Here is a 24,760-nt window from a genome sequence, read left to right on the forward strand (position 1 = left end):
CGTGACGGCGCTCAGTCCGGGCGGCGTGCGCACGAGCACCACGTTCGAGGCCATCGGCACCCGGTGGACGATCACGGCGGGCGATCCGCTGGATCCTGCGCTGCTCGCCCGCGTGGACGAGGTCATCGCGGAGTACGACGCGACCTGGTCGCGCTTCCGCGCGGACTCCGCGGTCGCGCGCCTCGCCCGCGGCGAGCAGCTCGACCTCGGCCCGACCGCGCCGCCCCTGCTCGCCCTGCTCGAGGACCTGCGGCAGCGCACCGGGGGCGCGCTCGACCCGCTCGTCGCCGCGTCGCTCGAGCACATCGGCTACAACGCGGCCGTCGACCTCCTGGCGGCGCCCGGCTACCGGCCCGCGCCCCGTGCGGCCCTGCACCGGGACGGCGGCGTCGTGCGCGTCGAGCCGCCCGCGCTGCTCGACGTGGGCAGCGCCGGCAAGGGGCAGCTCGTCGACCTGGTGACCGAGGTGCTCGCGGCGGGCGGCCACGGGGAGGCGCTCGTGGACGCGAGCGGCGATCTCCGCGTCTCCGGGGTGCCCGTCCGCGTCGCGCTCGAGCACCCCTTCGACCCGACCGCCGCGATCGGCGTGGTCGAGGTCGCCGACGCCGCGATCGCGGGCTCCGCGATCAACCGCCGCTCCTGGAGCGCCGAGGGCGGCCGCCGGCTGCACCACGTGCTCGACGCCCGCACCGGTCGCCCCGTCGAGACCGTCGCCGCGACGTGGGTGCTCGCGGACACGGCGATGCTCGCCGACGCGCTCGCGACCGCGCTGTTCCTGGTGCCGCCCGAGGCGCTGACCGACGCCTACGACTTCCGCTGGGTCCGCATGCGCACCGACGGCGTCGCCTCCTGGTCGCCCGACCTGCCCGGCGAGGTGTTCCGGTGAGGCGCCTGATCGGCCGCGTCGACGGGGCGATCGGCCGCGTGCCGATGCTGCGGCTCGTGCTCGTGTGGCTCGCGGTGCTCGCCGTCGCGGCGCTCGTGCTGTCGCTCGCGGGCGTGCTGCGGCTGCCGTTCCCGGCCCTGCTCGCGACGCTCGTCGTCGCGGTCGGCGCGTCCGTGCTCACCGACCGCGTGCTCGCCGCGCTCGTGCGGGCCCGGCCGGTGGGGGAGTCCGCCCTGGTCACGGGCCTGATCCTCTTCCTCGTCGTCTTCCCCTCCACGGCGCCGACGGCGCTGCTGCTCACGGCCGCGACGGCGCTGGTGGCGAACGCGTCCAAGTACCTGCTGCGGGTCGGCGGGCGCCACGTGCTGAACCCGGCCGCGACCGGCCTGGTCGTCCTCGGCCTGACGGGGCTGACCGGGTCGGCCTGGTGGGTCGCGACGCCCGTGCTGCTGCCGGTGCTCGTGGTCGCCGTGGTGCTCGTCGTCGCCCGGATGCGGCTCGCGGGGCCGGTCCTGCTGCTCGTCGTGCTCGGCGCGGCGCTGCAGGTCGGCGCCGTCGTGGCGACCGGCGGGTCGGCCGCGTCGGCGCTCGCGCTGCTGCCGTCGACCCCGCTGCTGTTCCTCGCCGGGTTCATGTTCACCGAGCCGATCACGCTGCCGCCGCGCGCCGGGCAGCGGTACGCGGAGGCGGCCCTCGTGGCCGTGCTGCTCGCGGTGCCCTACGCGGCGCCGGTCTCGGTGCTGACGCTCCGGCCGACGCCGGAGCTGGCGCTGCTGCTCGGCAACGCGCTCGCCGTGCTCGTCGTTCGGCCGATGGGCGCCGGCCTGCGCCTCGTCGGGAGCCGCGCGCTCACCCCGACCGCCGTCGAGTACGCGTTCCGGCCGGACCGCCCCCTGCGGCACCGGGCGGGCCAGTACGTCGAGCTGCACCTCCCGCACCGCGCCGCCGACCGTCGCGGCAGCCGGCGCAGCCTGACGATCGCGTCGGCGCCGGAGGAGGCGGACGGCACCGTCCGCGTGGCCGTGCGGCTGCGCGACCCGGCGAGCAGCTTCAAGCGCGCCCTCGACGCGCTGCCGGTCGGCGCTCCCGCCCGCGCGGTGACCGTCACCGGCGGCTTCACCCTGCCGGCGGACCGCACCGCGCCCCTCCTGCTCGTGGCGAGCGGGATCGGCATCACGCCCTTCGTGAGCCAGCTGCGGCAGGACGCGGCCGAGGCGGCGGCGGGGGCGACGCCGCGCGACGTCGTGCTCGTCGACCGGGTGCCGTCCGCCGACGAGGTGCCGTACCGCGACGAGCTGGCGGGAACCGGGGTGCGGGTGCTGCTCGTCTGCCCGGACCCGTCGGGTCTGCCGCCGCTGCCCGAGCACTGGCACGTCGCCACGGCCTTCGACGAGGCCGCGCTCGCGGCCGTCGTGCCGGACGCGCGGCGGCGGACCGCCTACCTCTCGGGGTCGCCGGCCTTCATCGCGTCCGCCCGGGCGCTGCTCGCGGGCGCGGGCGTGCGCCGCGTCCGCACCGACGCGTTCGCCGGCTACTGAGCGTGGCGCCCGGCGGCGCCGGAGTCGGTACGGTCGGTGCTGTGACGGACGCCCGCCGACCCGCGTCGACGCGGCGCGACGCGGTGCTGCTCGCCGCCGGCTTCGTCCTCGTCCACCTCGCCGTGTCGGCGCTCTGCTACGGCGGCGCCCCGAACCAGCCGGCGGGCGACGTCACCGGGGTCTACCGGTTCTGGATCGACTACTGGCACTCGACGGGGAAGCTCGTCGGCATCGACACCGACTGGGTCTACCCGATCGCGGCGCTGCCGCCGATGCTGCTCGCGGGCGTGCTCGGCGACGGGCCGTACCTGCTGCTCTGGCTGCTGCTCGTCGCCGTGCTCGACGGCGTCGCGCTCGTCCTCGTCGCGCGGCGCAGCCGGGCCCTCGCCTGGTGGTGGCTCGCCTTCACCCTGCTGCTCGGACCGGTCGCGGTCTCCCGGATCGACGGCGTCGCGCTGCCGATCGCGATCGTCGGCGTCCTGCTGCTCGCCGAGCGGCCCGCCGTCGCGGCGGTGCTGCTCACGATCGCGACCTGGATCAAGGTGTGGCCGGCCGCGGTGCTCGCGGCCGTGCTGCTCACCGGCCGCCGCACCGCCGCGACCGTCTCGGCCGCCGCGCTCACCTCCGCCGTCGTCATCGGGCTGGCGCTGATCGCCGGCGCGCGCGGCACGGTGTTCTCGTTCGTGTCCGCGCAGGCGACCCGCGGCATCCAGGTGGAGGCGCCGGTCGCCCTGCCGTGGCTGTGGTCGGCGGCGCTCGGCGACCCGGGCGTCGGCGTCTACTACGACACGAGCATCCTCACCTTCCAGCTGCGCGGGGAGGGCGTCGCCGCGGTCGCCGCCGTGATGACGCCGGTGCTCGCGATCGGGGTGCTCGTCATCACGCTGCTGGCGCTGCTCGCCCGCATGCGCGGGGCGGATCCCGCCGAGGTGCTCGCCGTCGCGGCGCTCGGCTACGTCGGCGCGGTGATCGCGCTGAACAAGGTCGGGTCGCCGCAGTACCTCACCTGGTACGTGGCGCCCGTGCTGCTCGGCCTGCTCGTGGCGCCCGTCCGGTTCCGGCTGCCCGCCGTGCTCGTGCTCGTCGCGGCGGGGCTGACCCAGGCGATCTACCCGTGGTTCTACGGCGGGGTGACGACCCCGACGCCGTGGGTGATCGCCGTGCTCACCGTCCGCAACCTGATCCAGGTCGCGCTGCTGGCGTGGTGCCTCGTCGAGCTGCGGATCGTGCCGCCGCAGCAGCGCCTGCGCAGCACCGCGCCCCGGGCGTCGGAGGCGGTCCGGGAGCACGCGTAGGCTCGTCGCCGTGGGTCCCGACGTCCGCGGCCGGGCGGACGCGCACCCGGCGACGCACTCGCGAGCCGTCGTCGTGCTCGCCCTCCTCGCCCTCGCGCTCGGCGGCTTCGCCATCGGCTCGACGGAGTTCGTCGCGCTGGGGCTGCTGCCCGACATCGCGCGGGAGCTGCTGCCGCAGGCGTGGGCGCGGTCCCACGCGGACGCGGTGGCGAACGCCGGCGTCATGGTCTCCGCCTATGCTGCGGGCGTCGTGGTCGGGGCGCCGACCATCGCCGCCTTCGGCGCGCGGCTGCCCCGCAAGACCCTGCTGCTCGGCCTGCTGGTCGCCTTCGTGGTCGCGACCGTCGCCACCTCCGTCCTGCCCGGCTTCGGCCTGGTCGTCGCGGCGCGCTTCATCGCCGGGCTGCCGCACGGCGCCTACTTCGGCGTCGCCACGCTCGCCGCGTCCGAGCTGCTCGGCCCGGGCGCCCGCGGCCGCGCGGCGGCGTTCGTGCTGGCCGGGCTGACCACCGCGAACGTGGTCGGGGTGCCGCTGATCACCGCGATCGGCCAGGCGGCCGGCTGGCGCACCGCCTACCTCGTGGTCGCCGCGGCCTTCGCCCTCACCTTCGTCGCCGTCGCGATCGCGCTGCCCCGCGGGCACGGGGATCCGGGCGCCACCGTCGGGCGCGAGCTGCGCGCCTTCGCCCGCCCGCAGGTCTGGTTCGCCGTCGCCCTCGGCGCCATCGGCTTCGGCGGCCTGTTCTCCGCCTACACGTACATCGCGCCGATCACGACGGACGTCACCGGCCTCGCGGCGGGCGTCGTGCCGTTCGTGCTCGTCGTCTTCGGCATCGGCATGACGATCGGCAACCTCGCGGGCGGCTGGTTCGTCGACCGGGGCGTGCGGCGGGCGGTGCTCGTCTGCTTCGTCGGCGTGCTGCTGTCGCTCGTCGTGCTGCTGGTCGGCGCCGCGAGCCCGGTCGGCCTCTTCGTCGGGGTGCTGCTGATCGGCGTGTTCTCCGCGGCCCTCAGCCCGGCGATCCAGGTGCGGCTGATGGACGTGGCGCACGGCTCCACGACCATCGCGGCGGCGTCGACGCACTCCGCGCTGAACATCGGCAACTCGCTCGGCGCCGCGCTCGGCGCCGTCGTCATCGCGGCCGGGCTCGGGTTCCTGTCGCCCATCGCCGTGGGCATCGGCATGACCGCGCTGGGTCTCGTGATCGCCGCGATCGCGTTCTCCCTCGAGACCCGCACCTCCCGCGCCGCGATCGCCCGCGCGGAGCTCGCCGGCCCCGAGGCGTGATCTCCGTCTGAGCCCGTGGGCTTCGATCCCCATGCGGATCGAAGCCTGTGCTGCGTCCGCGGCCGCGGTCCGGCCTCGGGTGCGCAGCGCCCGGCAGGTCCGGTGCAGGAGGAACGGCCGGTCGCCGCGTCGGTGTTCTCCTCGAGCACGAAGAACGGCCGGCCTCCCGAAGGAGACCGGCCGTTCGTCGTTCCGGAGGACTAGTCCGTCTGGAGCAGGATCCCGTCCTGGATCGCGCGCTTGCGCAGGGCGACCTTGGTGCCCACGTCGAAGCCCGCGACGCGGTACTTCTCGCGGATGCGCTTGAGGTACGACTTCGCGGTCTCCTCGGAGATCCCGAGCTCGTAGGCGACCGTCTTCACGGGCTCGCCGCCGCCGTAGAGCGCCATGACGCGGCGCTCCTGCGCGGACAGCTTCGGGGAGCCGCCGACGTCGCCGGAGTTGATCGCGAGGTCGAGCTCGGCCGAGATGTAGGACTCGCCGCGGCTGGCCGCGCGGATCGCCTTGACGATCATCGAGACGTCCTCGGACTTCGGCACGTAGCCGAGGGCGCCGGAGGCGAGCGCCTCGCGGACGATCTGCGGCTCCGAGTAGCTCGACATGAGCACGGTCGCGACGCCGGTCTGCTTCAGCTGCGCGAGGCGCAGCGAGACCGGGGAGTTGTCCTTGAGGTCGACGTCCATCAGGACGACGTCGACCGGGAACTTCGGGTGCGTCAGCAGCTCGGTGAAGGTGGTGACGGCAGCGACGAGCTCGATGTCCTCGTAGCCGCGGATCCACTCCGCGAGGCCGCCGAGCAGCATCCGGTGGTCGTCGACCATCGCGAGGCGGATGGTGCGGGGATCAGTGCTCACTCGTGTGCTCCGGTTCTGGGGGAAGGGGAAAGCGGTGTTCAAGACGTGTGGCTCAGCGCTCGGCCGGGCGGTCGACGACGCAGTCGATCTCCACGCAGAGGCTGCCGCCGCGCTGCGAATCGGTGTGCCGGCCGACCTTGCGCATAGCGTCCCATGTGGCCGGGTCGACCCGGCCGCGCGCCACGCCGGTGGTCTGGACGACGATCGGGACGTGCATCGTGCGGGCCTTGCCCTCGATCGGGCGGGCCGGTCCGACGGTGATCTCGATGGTCACGCGGGCGGAGGACCGGCGCGAGCGCTCGGGCGAGTCGCCGAGCATCAGCCACACCGCCTGCAGCAGCCCGTCGCGCTGCTTCGGGTCGAGCAGACCCGCCAGCGACTCGGGGTCGGAGAGCGTGACGGCGCGGCCGAGCAGCTCCGACTCGCTGATCGCGTGGTACAGCCAGGTCTGCCGGCGGCCCTCGATGAGGTGCAGGCGCAGCTCGGTCGCGAGCTCCGCCGCGGCCTGCGCCGTCGCCGGGTTCAGCGGCAGACGGGTGCGGCCGGAGGCGATGCCGTCCATCAGCTGCTCGGCGGCGAGGTCGAGCCGCGCCAGCTCCTCCGACGCGAGCATGCCGACCGAGAAGCGGGGCGCGGTCGTCGTCGAGGCGACGAGCACGCGCTCGAGCTCGGTGGACACGATGCGGCGGAAGACGTGCACGATCCAGGCGGCGACGATCGGCGGCGCGACGGCCTTCGCGACCATCGCGATGCCCGCGACGACACCGGCAGCCGGCAGCGGGTTCTGCACGGCCGAGACCACGAGCAGCACGATCAGCGCGAGGCCGAGCACGCCGGCCGCGGCGGTGATGCTGCGGCTGGAGCGCACGCCGACCATGGCGAGCAGCACCATGCCGGCGGCGGGCGCCGCGGTGAGGTTGTTGCCGAGGTCGCCGCTCTGCCACACGGCTGCGGCGTCGAGCGCGACGACGACGGCCAGGCCGCCGACGATGCCGAGGCTGACGATCGAGTCGAGCACGTCGCCCGCGGTCCGCGACGCGACCGCGAGCACGACCAGCAGGCCGGCGAGCAGCAGCCAGGCCAGTGCGGCGAGGCCGCCCTGCGGCCCGTACGAGTTCCACTCGCCGGCGAACCGGGCGATGTCGAAGACGAGGAACAGGACGGCGACGAGCGTCGCGGCGATCCCGAGGAACCCGGTGCCGAGGCTGGTGCGGGAGGAGCGGAGGCGCTCGGAGGGCAGGTGCGGGAAGCGCAGGTTCGCGAGACGGCGGTGGGGCTCGTCGATCGCCGGGCGCACGCGCAGGTCCTTCCGGTGCGGCAGATCGATCGCAGCGGTGTCCCGCTCGGGTGCGACGGTCATCGGGGCATCTCCAGGACGACGGTGGTGCCGGAGCCCTGCGCCGAGAAGACGCGGGCGGTGCCGCCGGCCTCCTCGATGCGGCCGACGATGGACTCCCGGTAGCCGAGCTTGCCCGCGGGCACGGCGGCGGGCTCGAAGCCCACGCCGTTGTCGGTGACGAGGGCGCGCACGCTCGCCTCGTCGTCCGTGATCGTGACGTGCGCCTCGCCGACACCGGAGTGGCGGCGCACGTTCTCGAGGCACTCGGAGAGGGCCAGCAGGAACGCGTCGAGGCGGTCGGCCCGCAGCGAGACGGTGCCGGCGCCGTGCCAGCTGACGTCGAGCCCGAGGCGCTCGAAGCGGGCGCGCACGGCCTGCAGGCTGTCGCTCTTGAGCCCGTCGCCGCCGTCCGCCTCGGAGTTCCCGGCGCTCATCGTGATGGGGCTGGGGGAGAGGCGCAGCTGGCGCAGGAGGCGCGCGTCGTCGCCGGCCTGGCGCCGCAGGGCGTCGCGGCTGACGCCGACGCCGGAGTGCGCGAGCAGGGTCAGGGTGGCGAGCACGGTGTCGTGCAGCAGGCGCGCGCCCTGGCGGCGCTGCGCCTCCGTCTCGCTCGCCTGCCGCTCGCTGCGGTGGGCGCGGCCGATCGAGGAGACGCGGCGGGCGGCGCGGAGCAGCCCGGCGGAGAGCACGGCGCCGGAGAGCGTGAGGCCGGTCCAGGCGGCGAGCACCGAGAACCCGACGACGCCGATCGCGGCGTCGCCCGCGAACAGGATCGCGGAGGTGATGAGGGTCACGCCGAAGGCGCCGACGAGCACGATCATGTTGCCGAGGCTGACGGTGAGCACGATGGCGACGGCCGCGATGCCGCCGGCGACGAGGAGGCGGACCGCGTCGACCGCGCCCGAGCTGACGGGGAAGGGCGCCGGGACGCCTACGAGGGCGTCGAACGCGCCGATGGTGCCGAGGCGCACGAGCACGGCGGTCACGAGCCCGGCCACGACGGCGACGAGCGGCCACACCATGGCCCTGGTGGCGCCGATGCGCACCAGGGCGAAGGCGAGCACCGCGTAGCCGGGGAGCACGATCAGCAGCAGGATCGGCCGCGGGTCGCTGAGCAGGAGCAGCACGAGCGACGCGCCGGTGCAGACGAGGCCGACCAGTCGCGCGCTGATGCCGAGCAGGCGATCGCGCTGTTTGAGGATCCGTTCCATGACTTCCTGCGGCCTGCGTCCTTGGACGCGCGTCCCGAGGCCGTGGGGCGCGCCGGGTCATGGAATCACGGGGGGTTCGGCGCGCAAGGTTGCCACACCGGTTGAAGGTTTGTCGTCGCCGATGAACCTCGCGAAGTGGTATCAGTGCGAGGCGCGGCAGGAGTGTTCACGGATCAGGGGAACCGCGCGAGGCGCGGTTCCCCTGATCCGTGAACGCGGATCTACTCCGGGGCGATCCAGCCCTCGCGGAGGGCGTGGCGGCGGAGCAGCACCTTCGTGCCGAGGTCGACGCCGGCCAGGCGGTACTTGCGGCGCCCGCGCTTGATGTAGCTCTTCGCCGTCTGATCGGTGGTGGCCATGTGCTGGGCGACCTCGTGGACGCTGCGGCCCTGCGCGTACAGCTGCAGGGCGAGCAGCTCCTGCCGCCCCAGGTTCGGGTCCGCACGGTTCGCCCAGGCGTCGAGCGCCTCCTGCACGGCGGGGGAGTGGTGCGCGCGGCCGTCGGCGGCGGCGTGCACGGCGGCCACGAGCTCGTCGGCCGGCTCGCTCTTCGGCACGAGCGTCAGCGCGCCCGCGGTCAGCGCGGCGTGCACGGTCGCGGCGTCCCGGTTGCGGGCGAGCGCGATGGCGGCGACGCCGAGCTCGCCCAGGTGCTGCACCTTCGCCTCGAAGGGCACCTCGTCCTCGAGCGCGAACTCCACGATCACCACGTCGACGGGAAACGCGGGGTGCCCGAGGAGGCCGTCCCAGTCGGTGAGCGCGGCGACGACCTCGATGTGCGCCCGAGGGGCCGACAGGCGTGCCGCCAGGCCCTCGACGAGCAGGCGGTGGTCGTCCACCAGGGCGACGCGGATCCGACGACGGCGCACGTCCGCACCCGTTGCCGTCATCCGGACCTCCTGCCCACGATGCTAGGGGGCCGAACGACCCCGGGGGCGCGCCTCAGGCGCCGAGGAGCCTGCGCAGGGCCGATCCGACCGCTTCCCGCTCGATCAGGAAGCCGTCGTGGCCGAAGTCGGACTCCAGGAGGGTCGGCTCCGGGCCGTCGAGGGCGCCGCTGAGCCCGCGGGCCAGCACCTGCTGGTCGGCGACGGGGTAGAGCCGGTCGCTGTCGATCGCGAGCACGAGCGCCGGGCCCGTGTAGCGGGCGAGGGCGGCGTCGACGCCGCCACGGCCGCGGCCGACGTCGTGCGAGCTCATCGCGTCGACGAGGCGGATGTAGCTGTTCGCATCGAAGCGCCGGGTGAAGCGGTTGCCGTGGAAGTCGAGGTAGGACTCGACCGCGAAGCGGCCGTGGTGGCCGAGCGGCGAGACGCCGGACTGCCAGGAGCGTCCGAACCGCCCGTTCAGCTCACCGGAGCTGCGGTAGCTGAGCAGGGCCATCCGGCGGGCGAGGGCGAGCCCGCGGTGGGGTCCGTCGCCGTCGACCGCGCCGTAGTAGTCGCCGCCGCGGAACCGCGGGTCGGCGCGCACCGCCTCCGTCTGCACCGAGTTGAGCGCGACCTGGTCGGCGCTGCTCGCAGCGGGCGCCGCGAGCACGGCGAGGCGCTCGACGCGGTCGGGTGCCGTGACGGCCCATTCCAGCGCGTGCATGCCGCCCATCGACCCGCCGACGACGGCCGCCCAGCGCTCGATGCCGAGCGCGTCGGCGAAGGCGAGCTGCGCGGCGACCTGGTCGCGGACGGTGAGGTACGGGAAGCGCCCGCCCCACTCCGCGGAGTCGGGGGCGAGGGAGGCGGGGCCCGTCGTGCCGGCGCACCCGCCGAGCACGTTGGGGGCGACGACGAACCAGCGGTCGGTGTCGATCGCGAGGCCGGGCCCGACGATGCCCTCCCACCAGCCCTCGGTCGCCTGGCCGGGGCCGGCCGGTCCGACCAGGTGCGGGTCGCCGGTGAGGGCGTGGCAGACGAGCACGGCGTTGCCGCGGTCGGCGTCGAGGTCGCCCCAGGTCTCGTAGGCGATGCGCACGCCGGGCAGCGGCACGCCCGCCTCGGTGGTCAGGGTGCCGATGCCGACGAACGCCCGGTCGCCGACCGGGTCGCCCTCCCGCCACGCGCCGCTCGCGGGCGGCTTGCCGACGAGGGAGCGCGCGTCGGCGTCCGTCACGGGTCGTGCCGCGACGGTGTCCTCCGAGGTCTGCCAGTCCATGCCGCCTCAAGTATGGGAGGGCCTCCCCGCGGGAGTCCTCCTGTTACGCCTTCGCCTGCGGCGGGCCGGAGGAGTGACGTTCACGGATGCGGGGATCCGGGCGCTCCGCGCGCAGATCCCCGCATCCATGAACCTCAGACGGTGGCGCGCACCGAGCGGGCGGCGCGGAGCCCGGCCTCGAGGTCGGCCTTCAGGTCGTCGATGTGCTCGAGGCCGACGGAGAGGCGCACCAGGCCGGGCGTGACGCCGGCCGTGATCTGCTGCTCGGGCGTGAGCTGCGAGTGGGTCGTCGAGGCCGGATGGATGACGAGCGAGCGCACGTCGCCGATGTTCGCGAGGTGGCTGAACAGCGTCAGGCTCTCCACGAACCTCCGGCCGGCGTCGACGCCGCCCTTCAGCTCGAACGACACGACCGCGCCGACGCCCTTCGGCGCGTAGCGGTTCGCCGCGGCGTACCAGGGGCTGGAGGGCAGCCCGGCGTAGTTGACGGTCGCGATGTCCTCGTGGTCGTCGAGCCACTCCGCGATGGCCTGCGCGTTCTGCACGTGGCGCTCGATGCGCAGCGACAGCGTCTCGATGCCCTGGATCAGGCTGAAGGCGGTGTCGGGCGAGACGGCGGCGCCGATGTCGCGCAGCAGCTGCACGCGCGCCTTGATGATGTACGCGAGGCCGTCGCCGACCGCGGTCGTGTACGAGGCGCCGTGGTACGAGGGGTCCGGCTCCGTCAGACCCGGGAACCTCTCGACGTGCTGCGTCCACGGGAAGCGCCCGCCGTCGACGATCGCGCCGGCGACGACCGTGCCGTGCCCGCCGAGGAACTTCGTCGCCGAGTGCACGACGATGTCGGCGCCGTGCTCGAACGGCTTGATCAGGTACGGCGTCGCAATGGTGTTGTCGACGATCAGCGGCACGTCGTGGGCGTGGGCGACGTCGGCGACCGAGCGGATGTCGAGGATGTTGATCTTCGGGTTGCCGATCGTCTCGGCGAAGAACAGCTTCGTGTTCGGGCGGACGGCCGCGGCCCACGCCTCCGGGTCGTCCTGGTCCGTGACGAACGTGGTCTCGATGCCGAGCTTGGCGAGCGTGTACTTGAACAGGTTGTAGGTGCCGCCGTAGATCGAGCTCGACGAGACGATGTGGTCGCCGGCCTGCGCGATGTTCAGCACGGCGAACGTCTCCGCGGCCTGACCGGAGGCGAGCAGCAGCGCCGCCGTCCCGCCCTCGAGCGCGGCGATGCGCTCCTCGACGACCGCCTGGGTCGGGTTCTGGATGCGGTTGTAGATGTTGCCGAACTCCGCGAGGGCGAACAGGTTCCTCGCGTGGTCCGCGGAGTTGAAGACGTAGGACGTCGTCTTGTAGATCGGCGTGGCGCGGGCGTTGGTGACGGGGTCGGGGGCGGCCCCGGCATGGATCTGCTCGGTCTCGAAGTGCCAGGTGTGCTCAGCCATGACGGGAACGGTAGGAGGCGCCCCTCGCGCGGACAACGGCGGATGCAATGCGGCGTAACGGTTGAATGGGCGCATGGCGAAGCGCGCGGTGGTCACGGGAGCGAGTACGGGGATCGGGTGGGCCACGGTGGCCCTGCTCCGGCGGCACGGCTGGGACGTGGTCGCGGTCGCGCGCCGGGCGGACCGGCTCGAGGCGCTGGCGGCGGAGACCGGCGCGACCGTGTTCGCGGCCGACCTGACGGACGCGGCGCAGGTGGCGGCGCTCGCCGAGCACGTCCGCGCGGGCGGCCCGCTGCACGCGCTCGTGAACAACGCCGGCGGCGCCCGCGGGCTCGACTCGGTCGAGGCGGGCAGCGTCGACGACTGGCGCTGGATGTTCGAGGCGAACGTGATCGCGACGAAGCAGGTCACGTCGGCGCTGCTGCCGGTGCTGCGCGACGGGGCGGAGGACGCCGGCAGCGGCGACGTCGTGACGGTGACCTCGATCGCCGGGCACACGCCGTACGCCGGCGGCGGCGGGTACAACGCGGCGAAGTTCGCCGAGCACGCGCTGGTCGCCGTGCTGCGGATGGAGCTGGCGGGCGAGCCGCTGCGCGTGATCGAGATCGCGCCGGGCATGGTCGCGACCGAGGAGTTCTCGCTCAACCGCTTCGGCGGGGACCGGGCGCGGGCGGACGCGGTGTACGCCGACGTGGAGTCCCCGCTCACCGCGGACGACGTCGCCGAGACGATCGTGCACTCCATCGAGCTGCCGCCGCACGTGAACCTCGACCTGGTCACGGTGAAGCCCGTGGCGCAGGGCCTCGGCTCCGGGACCGTCAAGGGGCCGATCCGCGTCCGCCGCTGACCCGCACCGATCAGCGGGGTCACCGCGCGACGACGGCGGCGAACGCGGGGTCGACCAGGTGGACGCCGTCGTCGGAGGCGACCAGCTGGGCGCGGATCGGGGCGTCGCTGGCCGCGAGGCCCGCGATCCAGTCCGCCTCCTGCATCCGCACGTCGGCGGCGCCGGGCCGCTCCCACACGAGCACCACCGATGCGGCGCCCGGCACCCCCGCGACCAGCTCGCCGAGGCGCGCGGCGAGGATCGCGACGTGCGCGGGGTCGGCGTCCGCGGGCACGCCGTCCATCGGGATCACGATCGGCGAGAGGCGCTGCTCGTCGTCGAGGACGAACAGCCACGTCCGGCGGCGGATCGCGACGCCGACGAGCTCGGTCGCCATCGCGACGAGGTCGGCGTCGGTGGTCAGGGGCAGCAGGGGCTCGAACATGCGCCGGAGCCTGCCGCGGCCCGTCCGCTCGCGCACGGGCGCGGCCTGGGGAGGAGCGGATGCGCCCCCAGTGCGGGGGAGGAGCGGCGTGTCCTCCGGCGGGACCCCCCGCGGGACCCCGAGCCTCCGTGCACGAACCGGAGGGGGAGTGCCATGCGCTTCGAGGTACCGGCGGGCAGCGCGCTCGTGTTCAGCGGATCCGACGGCGAGCTCCTCGCCGAGCCGACCACCGTGCCCGTCGTCCGGACGGTGCAGACGCTGCCCGAGGGCTGAGCCGCCCGGTCGGACCCGCCGGTCAGATCTGGCGGAGGCGGACGCCGAGCCCGATCCGGACCGCGACGAGCGCGGTCAGCACGACCGCCCACACCACCTGGCCCAGCACGGCCAGCGCGGCGACGGCGAGGGCGAACAGCACCGTCTCGACGAGCAGCCGCGGCGCGGGCGCCAGCCGGCGCCGGGCCCGCGGCGCCATCGCGAGCGCCCAGACCACGATCACGAGCGCGGGCAGCAGGATCGCGACGGCGATCCGCACCGCGAGCGGGGCGGGCAGCAGCAGGCCGATCGCCGCGCCCGCCACGAGCAGGGCGAGCTCGAGCAGGAAGGCGAGCACCGCGTTCGCACCGAGCAGGAATCGCACCGCGACATCCTGCCGGATCGCGGCCCCCTCCGAGGTCCGGACACCGAGGGGGCCGCTCGCCCGACCCCTTCGGCCGCGGACGCTCAGGCGCGGGGCCAGGTCCAGTTCGCGATCGCCGGGTCGTCCTCGCCGTGCACCCGCGTGTACCGCCGGGCGGCGAGGCGGGCGTCCATGAGCCGCTGCCGCAGCACGGCCTGCGAGGAGCCCAGGGAGGGCACCCGGTCGATCACGTGCATGGCGAGGGAGAACCGGTCGAGGCGGTTCATCATCACCATGTCGAACGGGGTCGTCGTGGTCCCCTCCTCGATGTAGCCGTGGACGTGGAACTGGCTGTGGTTCTGCCGCTTGTACGTCAGGCGGTGGATCAGGGTCGGGTAGCCGTGGAAGGCGAACACGACGGGCTTGTCGCTCGTGAACACCGCGTCGAAGTCGCGGTCGTCCATGCCGTGCGGGTGCTCGTCCGGCGACTGCAGCCGCATCAGGTCGACGACGTTCACGAACCGCACCTTCAGGTCCGGCAGGTGCTGCCGCAGCAGGTCGGCCGCGGCCAGCGCCTCCATGGTCGGGACCTCGCCCGCGGAGCCGAGCACCACGTCCGGCTCGCCGTCCGTCGTCGACGCCCAGTCCCAGATCCCGACGCCGCGGGTGCAGTGCGCGATCGCCTCGTCCATCGTCAGGTAGTCGAGCTGCGGCTGCTTGCCCGCGACGATCACGTTGATGTACTGCCGGCTGCGCAGCACGTGGTCGGCGACGGACAGCAGGCAGTTCGCGTCCGGCGGCAGGTAGACCCGCGCCAGCTCCGCCTTCTTGTTGATCACGTGGTCGATGAAGCCCGGGTCCTGGTGGCTCGAGCCGTTGTGGTCCTGCCGCCACACGTGGCTCGACAGCAGGTAGTTCAGGCTCGCCAGGTCGCGGCGCCACGGGATCCCGTTGATGTCGTGCAGCCACTTCGCGTGCTGGTTCACCATCGAGTCCACGATGTGCGCGAACGCCTCGTAGGTGTTGAGCAGCCCGTGCCGCCCGGTCAGCAGGTAGCCCTCGAGCCAGCCCTGCAGGAGGTGCTCGGACAGCACCTCCATCACCCGGCCGTCGGTCGCCAGGTGGTCGTCCGTGTCCACGATCGGCTCCTGCCACGCCCGGTCCGTCACCCCGAACACGGCCTGCAGGCGGTTGGAGGCGGTCTCGTCGGGACCGAAGAGGCGGAAGCGCGTGGGGTTCAGCCGCATCACGTCGCGCAGCCACTCGCCGAGCACGGTCGTCGCCGGCGTCATGCCGGCACCGGGCGCGTCGACCCGCACGGCGTAGTCGCGGAACTCGGGCAGCTCCAGGTCCTTCAGCAGCAGCCCGCCGTTGCTGTGCGGGTTCGCGCCCATGCGGCGGTCGCCCTCGGGCGCCAGCGCGGCGAGCTCGGGCAGCAGCCTGCCCTGGTCGTCGAACAGCTCCTCCGCGCGGTAGCTGCGCAGCCAGTCCTCCAGCTGCCGCAGGTGCTCGGGGTTCGTCCGCACCTCCGACAGCGGCACCTGGTGGGCGCGGAAGGTGCCCTCGACCTGCTGGCCGTCGACGACCTTCGGGCCGGTCCAGCCCTTGGGGGAGCGGAACACGATCATCGGCCAGCGCGCCGGCTCGCCCGCCGGGCGCTCGCCGCTGCGCGCCTGCTGCTGGATCGCCGCGATCCGGTCGAGGACCGTGTCGAGCACGTCCGCGAAGGCGCGGTGCATCAGGGCGGGGTCGTCGCCCGAGACCACGAACGGCTCCCAGCCCCAGCCCGTGATCAGCGAGAGCAGCTGCTCCTCGGGCAGCCGCGCCAGCACGGTCGGGTTCGCGATCTTGTAGCCGTTCAGGTGGAGGATCGGCAGGACGGCGCCGTCGCGCGCGGGGTCGAGGAACGCCGGTGCGTGCCAGCTCGTCGCGAGCGGCCCGGTCTCCGCCTCCCCGTCGCCGATGGTGCAGACCGCGAGCAGGTCGGGGTCGTCGAACACCGCGCCGGTGGCGTGCATCAGCGAGTAGCCGAGCTCGCCGCCCTCGTTGATCGAGCCGGGCGTCTGCGGGGCCGCGTGGCTCGGGATGCCGCCCGGGAACGAGAACTGGCGGAACAGCCGCCGCAGGCCCTCGGTGTTCTCCCCGATGTGCGGGTAGGTCTCGCTGTACACGCCCTCGAGGTAGGTGTTCGCGACGACGGCGGGGCCGCCGTGGCCGGGGCCCGCGAGGAAGATCGCGTCGAGGTCGCGCGCCCGGATCGCCCGGTTGCAGTGGGCGTACATGAAGTTGAGGCCCGGCGTCGTGCCCCAGTGCCCGAGCAGGCGGGGCTTGATGTGCTCCGGCGCGAGCGGCTCGGCGAGCAGCGGGTTGTCGAGGAGGTAGATCTGGCCCACCGACAGGTAGTTGGCGGCGCGCCAGTACCGGTCGAGCAGCGCGAGCTCCTCATCGGTCGCAGGGGCTGCAGCGGTGTCGGTGACGGTCACGGCGCAACGATCGCGCCTGCGCCTGAGCGGCTCCTTCCTGCGGTCGATCGTTCACTGGACGGAAACGCAACGGAATGGCATTCGGCAAACCATTCGAGGACCTCTAGCATGTTCCGATGACGCTCGCGCGTCACTGCGTAGGAGGAGGGCGAGTGCCGAACGAATCGACGCCGCTGGTCGCCCAGATCTCCGATCGGCTGATCACGGCGATCGCGACCGGCGAGTTCCTGCCGGGCTCGAGGCTGCCGGCGGAACGGGATCTGGCCGGGCTGCTGCACGTCGGCCGCACGAGCGTGCGGGCGGCGCTGGCCGTGCTGCACGAGCGCGGTCTGATCGAGACCCAGCGCGGACGCGGCGGCGGCTCGTTCGTGCGGGTGCAGTGGACGCCGGACTCGCACGCCGCGGTCGTGCGCACGCTGCAGAGCCGCTGGAGCGAGATCCAGGACCGGCTCGACGCGATGCGCCGCCTGCACGGCGCCATCGCGCGCGCCGCGGCGGAGCAGCGGGACGACCGCGACGTCGAGGTGCTCCGCGCCCGCAACGACGCCTACCGCGCCGCACCGAGCGGCCGGCAGAAGCAGCTGGCGGACGCCGCGCTGCACGCAGCCGTCTCGGATGCGGCGAAGAACGGCACACTGAAGACCATGCTGCTCGCGCTGGAACAGGAGATCTCGATCGGTGCGCCCCTGCACGTGTGGGGCGAGCCGGAGACCATGGTCGCGAACGAGGTGCGCGCGCTCGGGGAGCACGACCTCCTCGTCGCGGCGATCGTCGAGGGACGCTCGGACGACGCGGACGACGTCGCCCGGGAGCACGCCCGCATCGACCTCGAGCTGCTCGAGGCCGCACGGGAGCGCGCCGAGGCGGCCGCGAGCGCCGAGTCGCGGTCGTGAGCGTCCCCGACGACGCCGAGGTCCTGCCCTGGGGCGAGGTCGGCACCGCCGCGCGCGAGCTCGCCCAGCGCATCGCGGACGACGGCTTCGAGCCCGAGGTCGTGGTGGCGATCGCCCGCGGCGGCCTGCTCGTCGGCGGTGCGCTGGCCTACGCGCTCGGCGTCAAGTCCTGCGGGTCGATCAACGTCGAGCTGTACACCGGCGTCGACGAGACCCTGCCCGAGCCCCTGCTGCTGCCGCCCCACCTCGACGGCGAGTCCCTCCACGGCAAGCGGGTGCTGCTCGCCGACGACGTCTCCCAGTCGGGCCTCACCCTGCAGCTGGCCGTCGAGATCCTCACGCGGATGGGCGCGCAGGTCCGCAGCGCCTGCTTCTACACGAAGCCGCAGACCGTCTTCGCGCCCGACTGGTCGTGGCGCGACACCGACCGCTGGATCGTGTTCCCGTGGTCGGCCGAGGCGCCCGTCACGGCGGCAGCCGCGCGGTGAGCGGCGGCGTCCACCTCGTCGGGGGCGGCTGGGGCGGCGACGCCCGCGTCTGGCGCGCGTTCGTCGCCGAGGCGGGGGCCCGCGCCTCCGGCACGCCGCGGATCGCGGTCGTCGCGGTGCGCGACGGAGACGAGCAGGACCACGGGGCGAAGCTGATCACCGCGGTGACCGGCGCAGGCGCGGTCGAGCCCGTCGTCCTCGCGCTGCGGGAGGGGGAGCGGCTCGCGCCGGACGCGCTGCCCGACGACCTGCACGGCGTGCTCGTGGGCGGCGGCCTCACCCCGGCCTACCGCGAGGCGGTGCTGCCCGCCGCCGACCGGCTCCGCGCGCTCGTCGCCGACGGCGCGCCCTACGCGGGGTTCTCCGCCGGCTCGGCGATCGCCGCCTCCCGCGCGCTGCTCGGCGGCTGGCGCGCGCCCGACGGCCGGCCGGTCCTCGACGAGGACTTCGCCGAGGACCACGAGGGCCTCGCCGTGGAGGAGGGGCTCGGCCTGGTGCCGTTCGCGGTCGACGTGCACGCGGCGCAGTGGGGCACCACGACCCGCCTCGCGACGGCGGTCGAGGCGGGGCTGGTGCAGGGCGGCGTCGCGATCGACGAGGACACCGCCGTGCTCGTGCGCGACGGCCGGACCGAGGTCGTCGGCGCCGGGAACGCGTGGTGGGTGCGTCCGGCGGACGGCGGCGTGCTGCTGCGGCGCGAGGCGGGCTCCGCATGACCGAGCCGCTCGCCGACCTCGTCGCCGCCGGCCGCATGCACCCGACGTGGGCGGAGGCGCTCGCGCCGGTCGAGCCGGACGTGCTGCGGATGGGGGAGTTCCTCCGCGCGGAGGTCGCCGCGGGCCGCGACTGGCTGCCCGCGGAGCGCGACGTGCTGCGCGCGTTCCGCACCCCGCTGCCCGACGTGCGGGTGCTGATCCTCGGGCAGGACCCGTACCCGACGCCGGGCCACCCGATCGGCCTGGCGTTCGCCGTCGATCCGCACGTGCGCCCGATCCCGCGCAGCCTGGTGAACGTCTACAAGGAGCTGCAGGCCGACCTCGGCGTCGCGCCCGTGGCGCACGGCGACCTGAGCGCGTGGACCGAGCGGGGCGTGCTGCTGCTCAACCGCAGCCTGACCGTGCGGCCCGGCCTGCCCGCCTCCCACCGCGGCAAGGGGTGGGAGGCGGTGACAGAGCAGGCCATCCGCGCGCTCGCCGCCCGGGGCGGCCCGCTCGTCGCGATCCTGTGGGGCAACGACGCCCGCAAGCTGGCGCCGCTGCTCGGCGGTGCGCGCCTCGTGGAGTCCGCGCACCCCAGTCCGCTGTCCGCCTCCCGCGGCTTCTTCGGGTCGCGCCCGTTCAGCCGCACGAACGCGCTGCTCGAGGAGCAGGGCGCTGCGGCGATCGACTGGTCGCTCCCGGCGCTCGAAGGGATCGGCGGCTAGCCTCGCGCCGTGCTGGAAGAGGAGTACGAGCCGCGCCGGCTGAGCAAGCCGTTCCACCTCCGGCGCCTCGATCCGCCCGAGCCCGCGTTCGCGTACGAGATCCGGCCCGCCCGGCCGGAGGACCTGCCCGACGTGCGGCAGATCTACGACCACTACGTCACCAACACCATGGTCACGCTCGACACCGAGCGGCGGACGCTGCGCGCGTGGCGGTCGAAGTACGCCTACCTGACGCGGCTGAAGCTGCCGTTCCTCGTCGCCGTGTCGCCGTCCGGGCAGGTGCTCGGCTACGCGCTGTGCGAGCCCTGGATCCAGAAGCGCGCCTACCGGTTCACGGCCGAGGAGTCGATCTACCTCCGCCCCGCCTCCACCGGCAAGGGGCTCGGGAAGGCGCTGCTGAGCGCGCTGCTCACCGCGTCGAAGCAGGCGGGGCTCAAGCAGGTGCTCGCGGTCATCGCGGACGGCGGGGCGGAGTCGTCGATCGGGCTGCACCGCTCGCTCGGCTTCAAGGAGACGGGCCGGATGGGCCGGGTCGCGTTCAAGTTCGAGCGGTGGATCGGGACCGTGATGATGCAGAAGGACCTGAAGTAGCGATGGCGTTCGAGCCCCACCAGCTGACGGCCCAGGAGCAGTGGGACTGGATCCGGCGCGGGGACACGACGTCCACGGAGCTCGCGGAGCACCACCTGGCGCGCATCGAGCGCCTGGACCCGCGGCTCGGGGCCTTCGCCCGCGTGGACGGCGACCGCGCCCTCGCCCGAGCCGCCGGGATCGACGCGGCCGGGCAGGGGCCGGCGCCGCTGTCCGGCGTGCCGATCGCGGAGAAGGAGCTCGTGCGCCGCGCCGGCGCCCCCTCCGGCGCGTCGGCGCTGTTCGGCGGGGCGCACGCGGAGACGAGCGACGACGTCGCCCGGGCGACCGACGAGACCGGTGCCGTGGTGCTCGGCGCGACCACCGCGCCGGAGTTCGGGCTGACGGGCTTCACCGAGCCCGCCGGGCGCCCGCCCGCGCGCAACCCCTGGGACCCGAGCACCGGCGCCGGCGGGTCGAGCGGCGGCGCCGCGGCGGCCGTCGCGGCCGGCCTGGTGCCGTTCGCGGTCGGCTCCGACGGCGGCGGCTCCATCCGCATCCCCGCCGCGTGGTGCGGGGTCGTCGGCGTGAAGCCGTCGCGCGGGCGCGTGCCGGCGCAGGGCGGGCAGGGGTCCCTCGCGGGCCTCGTGACCGCGGGGCCGATCGCCCGCACGGTCGCCGACGCCGCGATGCTGCTCGACGCGCTCGTGCGCCCGCAGGGCCGGGCTCGCTCCGCGGGCTACGCCACCGGGCCGGGGGACGACGACGAGCCGTTCCTCGGCAACGCCGTCCGCGGCGAGGGACGCTTCACGGTCGGGGTGCTCGAGGGCTCCGTCTGGGACGACGCCGTCGACGTGCGGGTCGACCCCGAGAACGCCGCCGCCGTCGCGCGCACCGCGGCGATGCTCGACCTGCTCGGGCACGGCACGGAGGCGGTGCGGCTGCCGGGGGAGGACTACCCCGAGTTCTTCCGCGTGCTGTGGCAGGCCGGTGCGGCGCCGATCCCGGCCCGCACGGCGCCGGAGCTGGCGCTGCTCGAGCCCTACACGCGGGAGATCGTCGAGCGGGGGCGCGCCTTGCCCGCCGAGCGGGTGGTCACCGCGGTGCTCGCCGCCGCCGCGTTCGAGCGCCGCGCGATCAGGGCGTTCGCGTCCTACGACGCGGTCCTCACCCCGACGACCGCGCTGCCGCCGCGCCCGCTCGGCTGGCACTCGGCGGCCGGCGAGGACGCCGACGCGGTGTTCGACCGGCAGGTGCAGGCCGCGCCGTTCACCTCCTTCGTGAACGTCGCCGGGCTGCCCGCGATCACCCTGCCGGTCGGCGCGACCGACGAGGGCAGGCCCGCGGGCGTGCAGCTGATCGGGCGCCCCGGCGGCGAGCGCGCGCTGTTCGACCTGTCGCGGCAGCTCGAGCGCCGCTTCGGCTGGTCCCGCCGCCACCCGCCGGCCTTCTGGTAGTCCGGTCCCCGTGTCGGAGGCGATCCGCGGCGGCCCGCCGCGGATCGCCTAGACGAGGGAGAGGGAGAGGGTCGCCAAGCCGACCGTCAGCGGGGCGGCGATGAGGCCGAGGCCCGCGAAGCGCCACCACGAGATCTTCACGTCGAGCGCGGTGAGCCGCTCGTGCCAGAGCAGGGTCGCGAGCGACGCCCACGGGGTGATCAGCGGCCCGGCGTTGACCGCGACGAGCAGGGCGAGCAGCCGGTGCTCGTTCCCGGCGACCGGCTCGAGCGCGAGGTAGGCGGGCAGGTTGTCGGCCAGGTTGGCGGTGACCGTGCCGACGCCCGCGAGTCGGAGGAGCTCGAGCGGCCCGCCGCCCGTCCCCGCGGCGGCGGTCAGCACCTCGGTGAGCCCGAGGCGGCCGAGCGCCGTGACGGCGAGGAAGAGCCCGCAGACGAAGAGCACGAGCGGCACCGGCAGCAGCCGCAGCGACAGCACCTGCGGCCGCCGCACCGCCGCCGCGATCACGAGGACCACCGCTGCGATCGTCGCCGGGATCCACACGGGCACGTGGAGCACGGGGTCGCCCAGCGCGAGCGCCGGCACCAGCAGCGCGGTGACGACCGCCGCGACCGTGAACAGCACGCGGTCCTCGATCGGCTCGGGCGCCGGCGGCTCGTAGCGGTGCGCGAGCGCCTTGCGCGACAGCACCGCCAGGATCGCGACCGGCACCAGCACGGCGATCGTCGCGGGCAGCCAGGACCGCGCGACGTAGGCCGACCCGAACGCCGGGTCGGACTCCGCCAGCAGGTTGGTCAGGTTCGAGACGGGCAGCAGCAGCGAGCCGGTGTTCGCGAGCCACACGGTCGCGAGGGCGAAGGGGAGGGGCGGGAGCCCGACGCGGCGGGCGAGCGTCACGACGACCGGCGTCAGCAGCACTGCCGTCGTGTCGAGCGACAGGAACACCGTCGAGGCGACGGCGACGACCACGACGAGCACCCAGAGCAGTGCTCCGCGGCCCCGGGCCAGGCGGGCGGCGGCGGATGCGAGGCGGTCGAACAGCCCCGCCTCCGCGGCGATCGCGGCGACGATCGTGATCGCGACGACGAAGCCGAGGATCGGCGCGATGCGGTCGCCGAGGGCGGCCGCGTCGGCCGCGGGCAGCACCCCGGTCGCGACCGCGACGAGGCCCAGGAGGAGGAGCCCGCCACCGAGCAGCGCGAGCACCACGGGGAGGAACCTACCGGTTCCCTCGCGTGATCCTGGGAATCAGCCGACCCCGACGATCCGCGCGCTCGCCTCCCACAGCCCGCGCGCCAGGGCGGCATCGTCGGCCTGCCCCGGGGTGCGCCCCGGCGCCGTCAGGCGGTCGAAGAAGTTGCCGGAGGGGACGGGCAGGGGATCCGCCGCGGCGAGCCCCACGAGCGGCGCGGCGCCCGCCTCGGGCGGGATCGCCAGGCGCTTGACCGCCGACATCACCACGCCCTCGCCGCCGAACGACGTCGCGACGAAGCCCGGGTGGAAGGCGTAGGCGGAGACGCCCGTGCCCTGCAGCCGGCGGGCGAGCTCGCGCGTGAACAGGATGTTCTCGAGCTTGCCCGTGCCGTACGCGCGGAACCCGCCGAGCCAGGGCCCGGTGCGGTTCTCGAGGTCGTCGAGCCGCACGCGGCCGGACCGCGCCGCCGCGCTCGAGGTCTGCACGATCCGCACCGAGCCGGTCGGCGCCGCCTTCGCGGTCGCCTTCAGCCGGTCGAGCAGCAGGCCCGTCAGCAGGAAGCCGCCGAGGTGGTTCCGCTGGAACGTCAGGTCGTGCCCGTCCGGGGTCGTGTCCCGGGCCGCCGTCCCGCCCGCGTTGTTCGCGAGCACGTGGATGGCGGGGTACGCCTCGAGCAGCGCCGCGGCGAGCTCGCGCACCGACTCGAGGCGGTCGTAGTCGACGAGGAAGGCGCGCCCGCCGGTCTCCGCCGCGACCGCCTCCGTCCGCTCGCGGTTCCTGCCGACGACCGCGACGTCGGCGCCGAGCAGCGCCAGCTCGCGGGCGGCCGCCCGGCCGATGCCCGAGCTGGCGCCCGTGACGACGACCGTGCGTCCCTCCATGCGAGCCGGATCGGGGAGGCGGACGCTCATGCGACGCCGTCGGTCTCGAGCAGGCGCAGCCAGATCTCGCTCAGCGTCGGGTAGGCGGGCACCGCGTGCCAGAGCCGCTGCACCGGCACCTCGCCGACGACGGCGATGGTGGCGGACTGCAGCATCTCGCCGACGTCGTAGCCGGCGAAGGTGGCGCCGATCACGGTGTCCTTCGCGTCGTCGATCACGAGCTTGGCGCGCCCGACGTACGAGTCGTCGTAGACGCCGGCGCCCGCGACGGCCGCCATGTCGTACTCGGCGGTGCGGATCGTCCGACCGGCCTTGCGCGCGGCGTCCTCGGTGAGCCCGACGGAGGCGACCTCGGGGTCGGTGAAGGTCACCTGCGGCACGCCCTCGTGGTCGGCCGTCGCGGTGAAGCGGGTCCAGGCGCCGGTGTTCGGCGACCCCTTGGCCCGGGCCGCGATGACGCGGCCGGCGGCGCGCGCCTGGTACTTGCCCTGGTGGGTGAGCAGCGCGCGGTGGTTCACGTCGCCCGCCGCGTAGAGCCACGGGTCGGTCGCGTTCGTCTCGGCGTCGACCAGCATCGTGTCGTCCACCGCGATCCAGTCGCCGTCGGTCAGGCCGACCGACTCGAGCCCGAGCCCGTCGGTGCGCGGCGTGCGGCCGGTGGCGACGAGGATCTCGTCCGCCTCGACCGTCGAGCCGTCGTCGAGCGTCGCCGTGACGACGCCGCCCTCGCGGCGCACCGCGGTGATGGAGGCGCCGAGGCGCACGTCGGCGCCGCGGTCGCGCAGGGACTGCGCGACGAGCTCGCCCGCGAACGGCTCCATGCCGGCGAGCAGCTGCCCGCGCACGACGATCGTCACCTTCGAGCCGAGGGAGGTGTAGGCGGTCGCCATCTCGGCGCCGACCACGCCGCCGCCGAGCACGATGAGCCGACCGGGTGCCTCCGTCGCGCTCGTCGCCTCGCGCGAGGTCCACGGCTGCGCGTCGGCGAGGCCGTCGATCGGCGGGATCATCGCCGCGCTGCCGGTGCAGACCGCGACCGCGGAGCGGGCCACGAGCTCGACCTCGCCGCCGTCGGGCTTCGTCACGACGACCCGCTTCGGGCCGGCGAGCCGCGCGCTGCCGCGCACGAGGTCGATCCCGGCGGAGTTCAGCCACGACACCTGGCCGCTGTCGTCGAAGTCCGCCACCTCCTCGTCACGTCGCGCGAACACGGCGGCGACGTCGAGGCCGCCGGTGACGGCCTGCTTCGCGCCGGCCACGTGCTCGGCCCCGCGCAGCGCGGCGCCGGGGCGCAGCAGCGCCTTCGAGGGCATGCACGCCCAGTAGGAGCACTCGCCGCCCACCAGCTCGGCCTCGACGATCACCGTCGACAGGCCCTCCCGGTGCGCGTAGTCGGCCACGTTCTCGCCCACCGGGCCCGCACCGATCACGATCAGGTCGTACGTCTCCGCCATGTCCTCTTCCTCCTGGTCAGTC

General features: G+C 74.7%; 23 protein-coding genes. 11 read left to right on the forward strand and 12 right to left on the reverse strand.

Annotation, left to right across the window (positions count from 1 at the left end; translation table 11 throughout):
• Window position 1: 1 nt before the first annotated feature.
• Genes ABEA53_RS02330 through ABEA53_RS02345 form a run of 4 tightly spaced genes read left to right on the forward strand, consistent with a single transcriptional unit; the run spans window position 2 to window position 5,007 of the window.
• Complete coding sequence (locus ABEA53_RS02330) at window positions 2-886, forward strand: FAD:protein FMN transferase (protein WP_345479313.1); 885 nt, start codon at window positions 2-4, stop codon at window positions 884-886.
• Entirely contained in the window at window positions 883-2,424 is a 1,542-nt protein-coding gene (locus ABEA53_RS02335; protein WP_345479314.1) for an FAD-dependent oxidoreductase, read from the forward strand. Before ABEA53_RS02330 ends, ABEA53_RS02335 begins: the two co-directional genes overlap by 4 nt.
• Before the next feature lie 41 nt (window positions 2,425-2,465).
• A complete protein-coding gene (locus ABEA53_RS02340; RefSeq protein WP_345479316.1) occupies window positions 2,466-3,719 on the forward strand; it encodes a glycosyltransferase 87 family protein in 1,254 nt (417 codons plus the stop codon).
• Between the two features lie 10 nt (window positions 3,720-3,729).
• A complete protein-coding gene (locus ABEA53_RS02345) occupies window positions 3,730-5,007 on the forward strand; it encodes an MFS transporter (RefSeq protein WP_345479317.1) in 1,278 nt (425 codons plus the stop codon).
• Between the two features lie 200 nt (window positions 5,008-5,207).
• Here ABEA53_RS02345 and ABEA53_RS02350 read toward each other — a convergent pair whose 3' ends face one another.
• From ABEA53_RS02350 to ABEA53_RS02375, 6 genes are all read right to left on the reverse strand, one after another.
• Complete coding sequence (locus ABEA53_RS02350; RefSeq protein ID WP_425550591.1) at window positions 5,208-5,828, reverse strand: response regulator; 621 nt, start codon at window positions 5,826-5,828, stop codon at window positions 5,208-5,210.
• A gap of 85 nt (window positions 5,829-5,913) precedes the next feature.
• Window positions 5,914-7,221, reverse strand: a complete 1,308-nt coding sequence (locus ABEA53_RS02355; RefSeq protein ID WP_345479320.1) for a hypothetical protein — start codon at window positions 7,219-7,221, stop codon at window positions 5,914-5,916.
• Complete coding sequence (locus ABEA53_RS02360; protein WP_345479321.1) at window positions 7,218-8,411, reverse strand: sensor histidine kinase; 1,194 nt, start codon at window positions 8,409-8,411, stop codon at window positions 7,218-7,220. Before ABEA53_RS02360 ends, ABEA53_RS02355 begins: the two co-directional genes overlap by 4 nt.
• A 221-nt stretch (window positions 8,412-8,632) precedes the next feature.
• Window positions 8,633-9,301, reverse strand: a complete 669-nt coding sequence (locus ABEA53_RS02365; RefSeq protein WP_345479322.1) for a response regulator transcription factor — start codon at window positions 9,299-9,301, stop codon at window positions 8,633-8,635.
• A 52-nt stretch (window positions 9,302-9,353) separates the two neighbouring features.
• On the reverse strand, window positions 9,354-10,559 hold the full coding sequence (gene metX, locus ABEA53_RS02370; protein ID WP_345479323.1) for a homoserine O-acetyltransferase MetX: 1,206 nt from the start codon (window positions 10,557-10,559) through the stop codon (window positions 9,354-9,356).
• Between the two features lie 134 nt (window positions 10,560-10,693).
• Window positions 10,694-12,007: a bifunctional o-acetylhomoserine/o-acetylserine sulfhydrylase gene (locus ABEA53_RS02375; protein WP_345479324.1), complete on the reverse strand. Its 1,314-nt coding sequence runs from the start codon at window positions 12,005-12,007 to the stop codon at window positions 10,694-10,696.
• A gap of 73 nt (window positions 12,008-12,080) precedes the next feature.
• Between ABEA53_RS02375 and ABEA53_RS02380 the strand changes: the two genes are divergently transcribed.
• Complete coding sequence (locus ABEA53_RS02380; RefSeq protein WP_345479325.1) at window positions 12,081-12,854, forward strand: SDR family oxidoreductase; 774 nt, start codon at window positions 12,081-12,083, stop codon at window positions 12,852-12,854.
• 19 nt (window positions 12,855-12,873) lie between these two features.
• Here the strand turns inward: ABEA53_RS02380 and ABEA53_RS02385 are convergent, their stop codons facing one another.
• The 3 genes from ABEA53_RS02385 to ABEA53_RS02395 form a co-directional block, all read right to left on the reverse strand.
• Window positions 12,874-13,278 carry a hypothetical protein gene (locus ABEA53_RS02385; RefSeq protein WP_345479326.1) on the reverse strand — a complete coding sequence of 135 codons (405 nt, stop codon included), beginning with the start codon at window positions 13,276-13,278 and terminating at the stop codon, window positions 12,874-12,876.
• 295 nt (window positions 13,279-13,573) lie between these two features.
• Window positions 13,574-13,915 (reverse strand): DUF2568 domain-containing protein, encoded by a 342-nt coding sequence (locus ABEA53_RS02390; RefSeq protein ID WP_345479327.1) that lies wholly within the window; start codon window positions 13,913-13,915, stop codon window positions 13,574-13,576.
• An 83-nt stretch (window positions 13,916-13,998) separates the two neighbouring features.
• The gene (locus ABEA53_RS02395; RefSeq protein ID WP_345479328.1) at window positions 13,999-16,377 is read right to left on the reverse strand and encodes a phosphoketolase family protein; all 2,379 of its coding nucleotides are present in this window, start codon (window positions 16,375-16,377) and stop codon (window positions 13,999-14,001) included.
• Window positions 16,378-16,529: 152 nt separating this feature from the next.
• Between ABEA53_RS02395 and ABEA53_RS02400 the strand changes: the two genes are divergently transcribed.
• From ABEA53_RS02400 to ABEA53_RS02425, 6 genes are read left to right on the forward strand one after another with little or no spacing between them, the layout of a single operon-like run.
• Complete coding sequence (locus ABEA53_RS02400; RefSeq protein ID WP_345479329.1) at window positions 16,530-17,270, forward strand: FadR/GntR family transcriptional regulator; 741 nt, start codon at window positions 16,530-16,532, stop codon at window positions 17,268-17,270.
• Entirely contained in the window at window positions 17,267-17,758 is a 492-nt protein-coding gene (locus ABEA53_RS02405; RefSeq protein WP_345479330.1) for a phosphoribosyltransferase, read from the forward strand. Before ABEA53_RS02400 ends, ABEA53_RS02405 begins: the two co-directional genes overlap by 4 nt.
• Window positions 17,716-18,474 carry a Type 1 glutamine amidotransferase-like domain-containing protein gene (locus ABEA53_RS02410; RefSeq protein ID WP_345479331.1) on the forward strand — a complete coding sequence of 253 codons (759 nt, stop codon included), beginning with the start codon at window positions 17,716-17,718 and terminating at the stop codon, window positions 18,472-18,474. Before ABEA53_RS02405 ends, ABEA53_RS02410 begins: the two co-directional genes overlap by 43 nt.
• Entirely contained in the window at window positions 18,471-19,181 is a 711-nt protein-coding gene (locus ABEA53_RS02415; RefSeq protein ID WP_345479332.1) for a uracil-DNA glycosylase, read from the forward strand. The genes ABEA53_RS02410 and ABEA53_RS02415 overlap by 4 nt, the downstream gene beginning before the upstream one ends.
• Window positions 19,182-19,190: 9 nt before the next feature.
• Entirely contained in the window at window positions 19,191-19,772 is a 582-nt protein-coding gene (locus ABEA53_RS02420) for a GNAT family N-acetyltransferase (protein ID WP_345479333.1), read from the forward strand.
• 2 nt (window positions 19,773-19,774) lie between these two features.
• Complete coding sequence (locus tag ABEA53_RS02425) at window positions 19,775-21,208, forward strand: amidase (RefSeq protein ID WP_345479334.1); 1,434 nt, start codon at window positions 19,775-19,777, stop codon at window positions 21,206-21,208.
• A gap of 48 nt (window positions 21,209-21,256) precedes the next feature.
• Here the strand turns inward: ABEA53_RS02425 and ABEA53_RS02430 are convergent, their stop codons facing one another.
• Genes ABEA53_RS02430 through ABEA53_RS02440 form a run of 3 tightly spaced genes read right to left on the reverse strand, consistent with a single transcriptional unit; the run spans window position 21,257 to window position 24,738 of the window.
• Window positions 21,257-22,417, reverse strand: a complete 1,161-nt coding sequence (locus ABEA53_RS02430) for an ArsB/NhaD family transporter (RefSeq protein WP_345479335.1) — start codon at window positions 22,415-22,417, stop codon at window positions 21,257-21,259.
• Window positions 22,418-22,456: 39 nt separating this feature from the next.
• Entirely contained in the window at window positions 22,457-23,284 is an 828-nt protein-coding gene (locus tag ABEA53_RS02435) for an SDR family NAD(P)-dependent oxidoreductase (protein WP_345479336.1), read from the reverse strand.
• Window positions 23,285-23,310: 26 nt separating this feature from the next.
• Window positions 23,311-24,738, reverse strand: coding sequence for a dihydrolipoyl dehydrogenase family protein (locus tag ABEA53_RS02440; RefSeq protein ID WP_345479338.1), 1,428 nt, complete (start codon window positions 24,736-24,738; stop codon window positions 23,311-23,313).
• Window positions 24,739-24,760 lie beyond the last annotated feature (22 nt).

The sequence above is a fragment of the Amnibacterium soli genome, from assembly GCF_039544415.1.
GTDB lineage: Bacteria > Actinomycetota > Actinomycetes > Actinomycetales > Microbacteriaceae > Amnibacterium > Amnibacterium soli.

Bases quoted from the DNA above. Each gene is read 5' to 3' on its own strand.
- ABEA53_RS02350 (WP_425550591.1), bottom strand. From the start codon at position 5,828: ATGGTCGACGACCACCGGATGCTGCTCGGCGGCCTCGCGGAGTGGATC.
- ABEA53_RS02355 (WP_345479320.1), bottom strand. From the start codon at position 7,221: ATGACCGTCGCACCCGAGCGGGACACCGCTGCGATCGATCTGCCGCAC.
- ABEA53_RS02360 (WP_345479321.1), bottom strand. From the start codon at position 8,411: ATGGAACGGATCCTCAAACAGCGCGATCGCCTGCTCGGCATCAGCGCG.
- ABEA53_RS02365 (WP_345479322.1), bottom strand. From the start codon at position 9,301: ATGACGGCAACGGGTGCGGACGTGCGCCGTCGTCGGATCCGCGTCGCC.
- metX (WP_345479323.1), bottom strand. From the start codon at position 10,559: ATGGACTGGCAGACCTCGGAGGACACCGTCGCGGCACGACCCGTGACG.
- ABEA53_RS02375 (WP_345479324.1), bottom strand. From the start codon at position 12,007: ATGGCTGAGCACACCTGGCACTTCGAGACCGAGCAGATCCATGCCGGG.
- ABEA53_RS02380 (WP_345479325.1), top strand. From the start codon at position 12,081: ATGGCGAAGCGCGCGGTGGTCACGGGAGCGAGTACGGGGATCGGGTGG.
- ABEA53_RS02385 (WP_345479326.1), bottom strand. From the start codon at position 13,278: ATGTTCGAGCCCCTGCTGCCCCTGACCACCGACGCCGACCTCGTCGCG.
- ABEA53_RS02415 (WP_345479332.1), top strand. From the start codon at position 18,471: ATGACCGAGCCGCTCGCCGACCTCGTCGCCGCCGGCCGCATGCACCCG.
- ABEA53_RS02425 (WP_345479334.1), top strand. From the start codon at position 19,775: ATGGCGTTCGAGCCCCACCAGCTGACGGCCCAGGAGCAGTGGGACTGG.
- ABEA53_RS02435 (WP_345479336.1), bottom strand. From the start codon at position 23,284: ATGGAGGGACGCACGGTCGTCGTCACGGGCGCCAGCTCGGGCATCGGC.
- ABEA53_RS02440 (WP_345479338.1), bottom strand. From the start codon at position 24,738: ATGGCGGAGACGTACGACCTGATCGTGATCGGTGCGGGCCCGGTGGGC.